11 protein-coding genes, 1 tRNA gene and 1 pseudogene are annotated in these 9,776 nt (G+C 66.7%); 3 read left to right on the top strand and 10 right to left on the bottom strand.

What is annotated here, in order from left to right; translation table 11 throughout:
- Positions 1 to 1,032, bottom strand: a 1,032-nt coding sequence (locus QOI01_RS14020; protein WP_526381838.1) for a YncE family protein, incomplete at its 3' end; no start/stop codon positions are given.
- 120 nt (positions 1,033 to 1,152) lie between these two features.
- On the opposite strand from QOI01_RS14020, the gene QOI01_RS14015 reads away from it, so the two are divergent.
- Complete coding sequence (locus QOI01_RS14015; protein WP_526381836.1) at positions 1,153 to 1,659, top strand: Chromate resistance protein ChrB; 507 nt, start codon at positions 1,153 to 1,155, stop codon at positions 1,657 to 1,659.
- The gene (locus tag QOI01_RS14010; protein WP_526381834.1) at positions 1,656 to 2,087 is read left to right on the top strand and encodes a chromate resistance protein ChrB domain-containing protein; all 432 of its coding nucleotides are present in this window, start codon (positions 1,656 to 1,658) and stop codon (positions 2,085 to 2,087) included. Before QOI01_RS14015 ends, QOI01_RS14010 begins: the two co-directional genes overlap by 4 nt.
- 358 nt (positions 2,088 to 2,445) lie before the next feature.
- On the opposite strand, the gene QOI01_RS14005 is transcribed toward QOI01_RS14010, so the two are convergent.
- Positions 2,446 to 2,519: transfer RNA gene (locus QOI01_RS14005), tRNA-Pro, on the bottom strand.
- A gap of 109 nt (positions 2,520 to 2,628) precedes the next feature.
- Here QOI01_RS14005 and QOI01_RS14000 point away from each other — a divergent pair.
- Positions 2,629 to 2,843, top strand: a pseudogene (locus QOI01_RS14000) (hypothetical protein); the annotation flags it as partial.
- Positions 2,844 to 2,955: 112 nt separating this feature from the next.
- Here QOI01_RS14000 and QOI01_RS13995 read toward each other — a convergent pair.
- The 8 genes from QOI01_RS13995 to QOI01_RS13960 form a co-directional block, all read right to left on the bottom strand.
- Positions 2,956 to 3,714 (bottom strand): sulfite exporter TauE/SafE family protein, encoded by a 759-nt coding sequence (locus tag QOI01_RS13995; protein WP_526381840.1) that lies wholly within the window; start codon positions 3,712 to 3,714, stop codon positions 2,956 to 2,958.
- A 34-nt stretch (positions 3,715 to 3,748) separates the two neighbouring features.
- Complete coding sequence (gene der / locus QOI01_RS13990; RefSeq protein WP_526381832.1) at positions 3,749 to 5,179, bottom strand: ribosome biogenesis GTPase Der; 1,431 nt, start codon at positions 5,177 to 5,179, stop codon at positions 3,749 to 3,751.
- On the bottom strand, positions 5,176 to 5,892 hold the full coding sequence (gene cmk, locus QOI01_RS13985; RefSeq protein WP_526381830.1) for a (d)CMP kinase: 717 nt from the start codon (positions 5,890 to 5,892) through the stop codon (positions 5,176 to 5,178). The genes der and cmk overlap by 4 nt, the downstream gene beginning before the upstream one ends.
- The gene (locus tag QOI01_RS13980; RefSeq protein WP_526381828.1) at positions 5,889 to 6,635 is read right to left on the bottom strand and encodes a pseudouridine synthase; all 747 of its coding nucleotides are present in this window, start codon (positions 6,633 to 6,635) and stop codon (positions 5,889 to 5,891) included. Before QOI01_RS13980 ends, cmk begins: the two co-directional genes overlap by 4 nt.
- 1 nt (position 6,636) lies before the next feature.
- On the bottom strand, positions 6,637 to 7,338 hold the full coding sequence (gene scpB / locus QOI01_RS13975; RefSeq protein WP_526381827.1) for an SMC-Scp complex subunit ScpB: 702 nt from the start codon (positions 7,336 to 7,338) through the stop codon (positions 6,637 to 6,639).
- 22 nt (positions 7,339 to 7,360) lie between these two features.
- Positions 7,361 to 8,173 (bottom strand): segregation/condensation protein A, encoded by an 813-nt coding sequence (locus QOI01_RS13970; RefSeq protein ID WP_526381825.1) that lies wholly within the window; start codon positions 8,171 to 8,173, stop codon positions 7,361 to 7,363.
- Entirely contained in the window at positions 8,170 to 9,042 is an 873-nt protein-coding gene (locus QOI01_RS13965) for a ParA family protein (RefSeq protein ID WP_526381823.1), read from the bottom strand. The genes QOI01_RS13970 and QOI01_RS13965 overlap by 4 nt, the downstream gene beginning before the upstream one ends.
- A 101-nt stretch (positions 9,043 to 9,143) precedes the next feature.
- Positions 9,144 to 9,776: NAD(P)/FAD-dependent oxidoreductase (locus QOI01_RS13960; RefSeq protein WP_526381821.1), on the bottom strand; the 633-nt coding region annotated here is incomplete at its 5' end.

The raw sequence follows: 9,776 nt of genomic DNA, 5'->3' as shown, positions 1-9,776 counted from the left end.
GGCAGGGCGTCCGCTGGACCCCGCCGGGATCGGGTAATAGCTGTGGTGGGTTGCCGGGTCCAGGGCCACCACGTGCGCGCCGTCGGCCAGATGATCCGACCCGACGACCCGCAACTTGCCGTCTTGCTCGTCGAGGACGCTGACCTCCCCGCTTTCCGCGGCGACATACAGGCGGTGCGCGCCCAGGTCGTAGGCCAGCACGTCGGGGCCGTCACCCACCGGGTTGCTGCCGGTCACCCGGCCGCTGCCGATATCGACCGACAGCAGCGTCGCGTTGCCGTCGCACGCCACGAACGCCGCCCCGGCCGCCGGGTCGAGCGCGAGACCGTGCGGGTGATCGCAGCCCGGCAACCCGATCCGAGTTGTGACGGCCAGGGTCGCGGGGTCGATCACCGCGAGATCGCCACGGCCCTGCACCGCCACCAGCATCCGGTCGGTGGCCGGGTCGTAGGCGACGTTGCCGACCTCACCACCGAGGTCGACGGTGCCACGCACGGCTGCGGTGCCGGCATCGATCACCGTCTCTGAGCCGCCGGTCTCGTTGGTGATCCACACCGCACCACGTTTCGGGTCGTAGGCCAACCCGTCCGGGTACTGGCCGGTCGGTGCCCGGTTCAACACCGCGCCGGTGTCCTCGTCCAAGACGGCCATCTGGTTATCGCCGGTGGCGGTGACATACACCCGGTTGCGTTCGGGCACCACCAACACCCCGTGCACCTGCGCCAGATTAGGGATGGTGCGGACCACCGTGTTGGCGTGCACATCGACCTCGATGACCTCGCCGGCACCCAGATGCGCGATGAACAACAACCCCCGGGCGCTGTCGAGGCTGGCGTAATCGAACCGGGAACCATCGCCGGGCAACGCCACCTCACCCACCTGCTGCAGCGGAAGCGGCGACGGGTCATGCGACGGCGCCCGCGAGCAGGCGACGACCAGCATCGACACCACCATGGCCAAAACGGAGATCGGCACCGTCGTCGACGTCCGGCGCGACAGGGCGATGCGGCAGATCCTCAACGTCGTCCCCATTCCCGGCCTCTCTTAACAGAACACCCCATCCCGTAATACGGTGTAACCGAGGTTACAGTTCATTACTCTCGTCGGAATGCATTTACGCAGGCCCGAGCCGCGGGCCGAAATGGAGGTCTCATGACCCGCCAGCCGGCGAACGGGCCGGGCAACTGGGTGTTGCTGTCCTACCGGATGCCGCGGGAACCCTCCACGCCCCGAATCACGATCTGGCGCAAGCTGAAACGGCTCGGTGTCGCCCAACTCGGCGACGGCCTGATCGCCCTGCCTGCCGATGCCCGCACCCGCGAGCAGCTGGATTGGATCGCGGAGGAAATCGCCGAGTCCGGCGGCACCGCCACCGTGTGGCTCGCCCAACCCGCCACCCTCCCCCAGGAACGTGAACTAGCCACCGGCATGGCCGCCGCACGCAGTGAGGAATACCGGGCGGTCATCGACCAAGCCACCGCCGCCGTGGCTGCCGGCCAACCCGACCGCACCCGCACCGTGCGCCGGCTCCGCGACGAACTGCGCCGCATCCACCGCCGCGACTACTTCCCACCCACCGAACGCGACACCGCCCGCCAGGCAGTAGAAGCCCTCGCCGAGCCCCGCACCACCGCCGACGCCCCGGAGATCACCCCGTGAAATGGGCCACCCGCGCCAACATCCACATCGACCGCGCCGCCTGCGCCTGGCTGATCCGCCGCCACGTCGACCCCGACGCCGAATTCGTCTTCATCAGCGACCCCGCCAAGCTGCCCGCCAACGCAACACCCTTCGACATGCGCGGTGTCGAACTATCCCATCACCACGGCGATTGCAGCTTCGAAACGATCCTGCGCCGTTACGATCTCACCGACCCCGTGCTGTGGAAAATCGCCGAAATCATCCACGAAGCCGACCTCGACGACGAACGCTACGACGCCCCCGAAGCCCCCGGCCTCGACATCACCCTGCGCGGCCTATCCATGGTGTGCACCGACGAACAAACGCTCACCCACACCACACCGGTCTTCGACGGCCTCTACGAGTACTACCGCCGCGCAACACTGCTCGGCCACGAACCCGCATAGCCGCATACCGAAGTGTGAAACAGGCACCTACATCTGGATGTCGCGAACGCGTTCTCCACTTCCCTTGGTGCGGCAATCGTGCGAGCGACGACAGTTTGGACACTAAGGACGATTCCTAACTGAGGCAGGCGTTCGACGACCAGACCCACCGAATCCCCTTCTCAAATCAAGAGCCGCCCCCGCCCCACCGCCGAGGACAACACGAGGCTAACCGTGTAACCAACGTGGTGAGACACCACACCTAGGTGTCGGGCCACTCACGGCCGCTTGGGACACTGTTGGCCCACTGCCGCACATCAGCAAAGAGCCCCAGCAATACAAAACCCGCTCCGACGCTGGTCAGAGCGGGTATCGAACGTCGGGCTGACAGGATTTGAACCTGCGACCACTTGACCCCCAGTCAAGTGCGCTACCAAGCTGCGCCACAGCCCGCGGCGCTGCCGGATCGCCGGCAGCGGTCGAAATGCTACCCCAGCGCTCATCTGTAATCCCAACCGCCGTCACCCGCGACGCCAGAGTCGATCCCGGGTACCGCGACGAAATGACCGACAAGGTGCCCGACGACACTCCCCCAAGGTTGCTCGCCGCCAGCTCGGTCCCGCCCGTCACGGTGGCGAACACGCCCACCGCAAGGTGCTAATCGTGAAGGCCACTTCGGCCCCGTCGCGCCGCAGCGATCACCGCAGGAAGCTACACCTCGTCGTCGACGTTCCGCCGACGCCGACATTCGCTTTGCCGCGCAAGGACTTCAAGGAGGGCCCGACGACCGCACCGACTGGTTCGCGACCGCGTACGCCGACGGCTTCCGCTGGGTGTTTCTCAGACCTCCGACAACCGTGCTCGAGCAGGAAGCCGACCGGCACCGGTTCTAGACGGTCAGCAGCCGGTACAACCCGATCAGCCCGACCACCACGATGATGGCCCGCAGCGCATTCGGCGATAGCCGCCGACCGTAGTGCGCACCGAGGTATCCACCGACGAGTGAACCGACGGCGATGAGCCCCGCCACCGCCCAACTGATCCGGTCGAACGCCACCACCGTGTACGCCAGCGCCGCAACCACGTTCACCACCAACGACAACAGGTTCTTCGCCGCATTCATCCGCTGCATCGACTCTGGTAGCAGCGCACCCATCACACCGACCAACAGAATGCCCTGCGCCGCGGTGAAATAGCCGCCGTAGACGCCGACCGCGAACGTGCCGATGACCACCACGACCATCCGACCGGTCGACACGGTGTCCGCCTCAGCCGCGGACCGCCCCTTCGCCCACGCCTGAATCCGCGGCCCGAACACCACCAGCAGCAGCGCGCCGACCAACAGCACCGGCACGACCGAGATGAATACCGCCTCCGGCAGGTGCAGTAGCAGCCAGGCGCCGACACCCGCGCCGACGAGAGAGGCCGGAATCTGCCACCGCAGTCGGTCCCACTGTCCACGCAGCTCGCGCCGGTACCCCCACGTTCCCGATATGCCGCCTGCCACCAGTCCGACCGCATTCGACATGGTTGCCGTCACCGGCGGATAGCCGAGTGCCACCAGCGTGGGGAAGGTGATCAGAGTGCCGGAGCCGACGACGGCGTTGATCGCTCCGGCGCCGACACCCGCCAGGGCGATCAAAATCATGTGGGGAACGGACACCCGACGACCCTAGCGATCCTTATCGCTTCGGATTTCCGCGCTTCTCTCGCACCCGAACGTTGATCTTGATGGGGCTGCCCTCGAAGCCGAACTTCTCACGCAGCTTGCGCTCCAGGAAGCGCCGGTAACCCGCCTCCAGGAAGCCCGACGTGAACAGCACGAAGGTCGGCGGACGCGCCGTCGCTTGGGTCGCGAACAGGATCTTCGGCTGCTTGCCACCACGCACGGGCGGTGGCGTCGCAGCCACGATCTCCTTGAGGAAGGTGTTGAGTTGACCCGTCGAAATCCTCTTGTCCCAAGAGGCAAGCGCGCTCTCCAACGCCGGTACCAGCCGCTGCACGGCCCGGCCGGTCTTGGCCGAGATGTTCACCCGCTGCGCCCACTGGACCTGCTCGAGCGAGAGGTCGATCTCCCGGTCCAGCAGGAAGCGTCTGTCCTCGTCCATCAGATCCCACTTGTTGAACGCCAGCACCAAGGCCCGGCCCGCCTCGATCACCATCGAGAGCACCCGCTGGTCCTGCTCGGTCAGCGGTTGCGACGAATCGATCAGGACGACGACCACCTCGGCGGCATCGATCGCGCCATGCGTCCGCACCGAGGCGTAGAACTCGTGGCCACTGGCCTGCCCCACCTTGCGGCGCAGACCGGCGGTGTCGACGAAACGCCAGAGCTTGCCGTCCAATTCGATCAGCGAGTCGACGGGATCGACCGTCGTCCCCGCGACGTCGTGGACCACCGAACGCTCATCGCCCGACAGCCGGTTCAGCAGCGAGCTCTTGCCCACGTTCGGCTTGCCCACCAGGGCGACGCGCCGCGGGCCACCGGCGCTGGATCCGAGCTCGGATACCTCGGGCAACACTTCCAGTACGGCGTCGAGCAGATCGGCCACCCCGCGACCGTGGATCGCGCTGATCGGGTGCGGCTGCCCCAGCCCCAACGACCACAACAGCGCGGCCTCGGACTCCATCTTTTCGTTGTCGACCTTGTTGGCCGCCAAGAACACCGGCTTGCCCGCGCGCTGAAGACGTTTGGCCGCGGCCTCGTCGGCGCTGGTGGCACCCGTGACCGCGTCGACGACGAGGATGATCGCGTCGGCGGTGCGCATCGCAACGGTCGCCTGCTCGGCCACCAACTGTTGCAGACCCTTGGCATCGGGTTCCCACCCGCCGGTGTCCTGCACCATGAACCTGCGGCCCAGCCAGTTCGCGTCGTAGGACACCCGGTCGCGCGTGACTCCGGGGATGTCCTGCACGACTGCTTCGCGGCGGCCAAGGATCCGGTTCACCAGCGTGGACTTGCCGACGTTCGGTCGTCCGACGACGGCGACCACCGGCGGTGGCGCGTACTCCGCTTCGAGGTCGGCAGGGCTGAAGCCGTCGAGGCCCTCGGGTGGAAGTTCCCAGTCACCCTCGTCTACCCAGGTGCCGTCCGGCGCATCGGTCTCACTCATCGCTGGGCCCTCTGCTCTTCGCGCAAGCGCTCATCGCTGCCGCCGCCACGCTGCTCGACGAGGTCGAGAAGGTATGCCACGACCTCGGATTCGGACATGTCGCTGCTGTCGACCACCACTGCATCCTGCGCTGCGCGCAAGGGCGAGACCGCCCGCGTCGAGTCCAGGTGGTCGCGACGCCGCACGTCGGCCAGCACGGCGTCGTAATCGCCACCGATGCCGGACGCGACGTTCTGGTCGTTGCGGCGACGCGCCCGCTCTTCGGCGGACGCCGTCAGGAAGATCTTCACGGACGCGTCGGGTAACACCACCGTGCCGATGTCGCGACCCTCGACCACCACGGCCACCGAGCCGTCGGCAAGCTCACGCTGCCGGTCCACAAGCCGGGTCCGAACCTCGGACACCGCCGACACGGCGGATACTGCCTTGGTAACGGCGTCACCACGAATCTCGGCCGAGACATCCTCTGCCCCAAGGAAGTAGAGGTCCTCATCCGGATCGAAGCCGACCGCGAGGTCGACTCCGGAGGCCAGGGCGCCGATGGCCGCGGCGTCATCGATATCCAGTCCGGCCCGCAGTACCGCCAGCGTCACGATCCGGTACATCGCTCCGGTGTTGAGGTAGCGCGCACCCAGCGCTCGCGCCAAACCTCTTGACACCGAAGACTTTCCGGTTCCGGCCGGGCCGTCGACGGCTACGGTCAACCCGCTCACATTCCCACCGCCTTGTACAGTTCGCCGACCTCTTTGCTGGTCAAGACCCGGATGCTCCCGGGTTTCTGCTCGCCGAGCGACACCGAGCCAATGTCGGTACGCACCAACTCGTGCACCGGATATCCGACCGCGGCCAGCATTCGCCGCACGATGCGCTTGCGTCCCTCGTGCAGGGTCACCTTCACCAACGACTTGCCGGGCACCGTATCCACCATCGCGAAGTCGTCGACGTGAATGGGCCCGTCGTCCAGTTCGATTCCGGCCTTCAACTTCTTGCCGAGCCCGCGCGGCACCGAACCGATGACCGTGGCCAGGTACGTCTTCGGCACCTCATAGGACGGGTGCATCAGACGGTGGGCCAGCTCACCGTCGTTCGTCAGAATCAACAAACCCTCGGTATCGGCGTCGAGACGTCCGACGTGAAAGAGCTTCTTGTTGCCGCGAACTCGGTATTCGACCAGGTCGCCGACGCAGGGACGGCCCTGATCGTCGGACATCGTCGAGTGCATGCCGCGCTCTTTGTTGATCGCCAGGTACACCATCGTGTCGTCGAGTCGGACCTTCACGCCGTCGACGCGGATCTCCGAGGCGTCCGGATCGACACGGGTGCCCATCTCGGTCACGATGTGCCCGTCCACCTCGACCCGGCCATCCCTGATCATCCGCTCCGCGACGCGTCGCGACGCTACTCCCGCCTGGGACAACACCTTCTGCAGTCGGATACCGTCATCATCTTCAGCCACGTCAATCCCGATCCACGTCGAAGGCAAGCGATTGGTTGTTGGGCACCACGCCGAGCTTGACGAAACGCGGTTCGTCACCGAGTGACTCGGAGATGTCGTCGATGACGTCGATGTCGGGCAACAGTGGTGCGATGTCGGGGAGATCCGCCAGCGACGACAGGCCCAGCCGTTCGAGGAACAGCTCCGTCGTCGCGAAAGTGACTGCACCGGTGTCTTCGTCGGCACCCGACTCGGTGATCAGGCCGCGGGCCAACAGCGTCCGCATCACCGCATCGCAGTTGACTCCGCGGACGGCGCTGACCCTCACCCGGGTCACCGGTTGCCGGTACGCGACGACTGCCAATGTCTCGAGTGCGGCGCGCGTCAGCTTGGAGCGGGCACCGTCGAGCAGGAGCCGCTCGACGTAGGGCGCATAGCGCGCCCTCGTGTACATCCGCCAGCCGCCGCCCGCTTCACGAAGGTCGATGCCACTGTCCCGGGCGGCGAGCTCGTCGGCCATCAGCCGCAGCTTCGCCGCCACCCGGTAGGCGGGCTGCTCGATCGCCACCGCCAGCGCGTCGACGGGAACGGGAGTGTCCACCACCAACATCAGCGCCTCGAGCACCGCACCGAGTTCGGCGTCCTCCATCTCGGGCTGATGCGCGACGTCGATCCCCAAGTCGGAACCCAGATCGAGGCCGGGGTCGGGGTACTCGTCAGTCATCTTCTTCAGTCACTGTGAAGTCTCACTCTTCCACCGCGGTGGCCAGGTACTCACTGGTCGGGCGATCCCCGGTCCAAGAAACCTGCAGCACACCAAGCGGCTCTGCCTGGTCAAATGCTACCGCGTGGGCCCCGAACAATTCGAGCAGCGCCATGAACCGCCCCACGATCTCGATCGTCGCACCGCAGTCGGCCACGAGATCCGAGAACGACGCCCACTGCCCGATCCCCCGCTCTTCGAGCATGCCCAGCAACCGGCGCGCCTGCTCGGGCACCGACACCCCCTGCACGTGGAGATGGTCGGTCCCCACGACCGGCACCGGTCGTGGCGTGAACGCCGACGCTGCGATCTGGGCGAAGCTGTCGGCGTCCACACCCAGCATGACCTCGGGCAACAGCTCGGCGAACTGGTCCTCGAGCGACACCGCCCGCGCATAACTGCGCAGCGCAGCGGCCTCGAGCTCGGCGAACATCACCGCGACGTGCTTGAACGCGCGGTACTGCAGGAGCCGCGCAAACAACAGGTCGCGAACCTCGAGCAGCGCGAGGTCCTCCTCGTCGTGCACCTCGCCCGCAGGCAACAGCCGGGCCGCCTTGAGATCGAGCAGGGTGGCGGCAATCACGATGAATGCCGTGGTCTCGTCGAGATCGAGCTGCCGACCGATAGTCCTGGTGTAGGAGATGAAGTCGTCCGTCACCTGGTGTAGCGCGACCTCGGTGACGTCCATCCGGTGCGCGAAGATCAGCTGCAACAGCAGGTCGAAAGGGCCTTCGAAGTTGGTCAGCTTGACCTGGAAGCCAGGCTGCGGTGATTCCTCCGGTATGGGCGAACTCACGCGCCGAACCGGTCGATGACCTCACACGCCAACGACCGATATGCCTGCGCGCCACCGGATTTCGGTGCCCATGTGGTGATGGGCTCACCAGCGACGCTAGTCTCCGGGAAGCGCACCGTGCGGGTGATGACGGTGTCGAACACCAGATCGCCGAACTGCTCGAGCACTCGGGCCATGACCTCGCGGGAGTTGACGGTGCGCGGGTCGAAGCGCGTGATGAGGATGCCGCCGATCGCCAACTTCGGGTTCAGGCGGTCCTTGACCTTGGCGACGGTGTCGGTGAGCAGGGCAAGACCCCGCAGCGAGAAGTACTCGCACTCGGTTGGGATGATCACGCTGTCCGCGCACGCCAGCCCGTTGACCGTGAGCAGTCCCAGCGACGGCTGGCAGTCGATCAGGACGTAGTCATAACGATCCAGCACCGGGTGCAGCGACCGCGACAGTGAGTGTTCCCGGCCGACCTCGTTGACCAGCTGAATCTCCGCCGCCGAGAGATCGATGTTGCTCGGCACCAGGTCCAGACCCTTGACGCGGGTCTTGATCAACACGTCGTCGACCGACACCCGCGGCTCGATCAGCAGGTTGTGCACCGTGTGGTCCAACTCGTAATGCGGAACGCCAAGACCCGCCGACAGCGCGCCCTGTGGGTCGAGGTCGACCAGCAGCACACGACGTCCGTACTCGGCAAGGCTGGCGCCCAGGTTGATGGTCGAGGTGGTCTTGCCCACCCCGCCCTTCTGGTTGCACATCGCGACGACCTTCGCCGGGCCGTGCACGCTCCTGGGCTTCGGCTCCGGGATCACTCGAGGCGGGCGGCCGGTGAGACCGGTGAGGCCGGGGCCGTCGGCCGCGCTACCGTCGTCGGTCACTCGGGACCGCCATCGGTCAGGCAACCATCGGGCTTGGCGAACATCGCTTGGAGTTTAACGGGAAGGGAACGCCCAGGACGCCAGACCCGCGGCCTGGGCAGCTAGAAGAGTTCCTTCTTCTTGGGCCGGCTGGCGTCGGCGATCTCCCGCGCGATGCGCCCGGCCAGCCGTTCCGCCTGTTTCGACACATAGCCGATGAGTGACGGCCGCGACGAAATCCCGAGGAACCAAAGCCCAGCCGCTGCGGAGACCTCGCCGCCGGCCTTCGGCACCCCGGTGTCGGTGAGTACGCCGAGATGCCCGACCAGCGGTTCCAACCCGCAGCGGTATCCCGTCGCCGCGATCACCACGTCGGCGTCGAGCCGCGTACCGTCGACCAGTACCGCCGACCCGCCGTCGAACCCGGTCAGGGTGCCGACCACCTCGATGGACCGGTCGCGGACCGCGTCGACGACCTCCCGGTCCAGGAGCGTGGGCGCCACGTGCAGCCGGTGGGCGCGGCTGAACGGACCTTCCTCCGGAATCGGCAGGCCGAATTCGGTCAGGTCGCCGAAGATCGCCAACCGCGCCCTTCGGGCCACCGCGTCGGCCAACCGTGGAGGCAGATGGAACAACGGCTTCGACACGACGTCGTTCGACCAACCGACGGGACCCATCCGTGGCATGACGTTCGGCGGCGTTCGCACCGACAGCCACACCTTGGCGGCTCCCCCGGTGACCAGGTCGTAGGCGAT

The organism is Mycobacterium sp. (genome assembly GCF_032162605.1).
In the GTDB taxonomy this organism is placed as follows: Bacteria; Actinomycetota; Actinomycetes; order Mycobacteriales; family Mycobacteriaceae; genus Mycobacterium.
The sequence above is the reverse complement of the archived record's forward strand: the minus strand, read 5'-3'. Positions and strand labels throughout refer to the sequence as shown.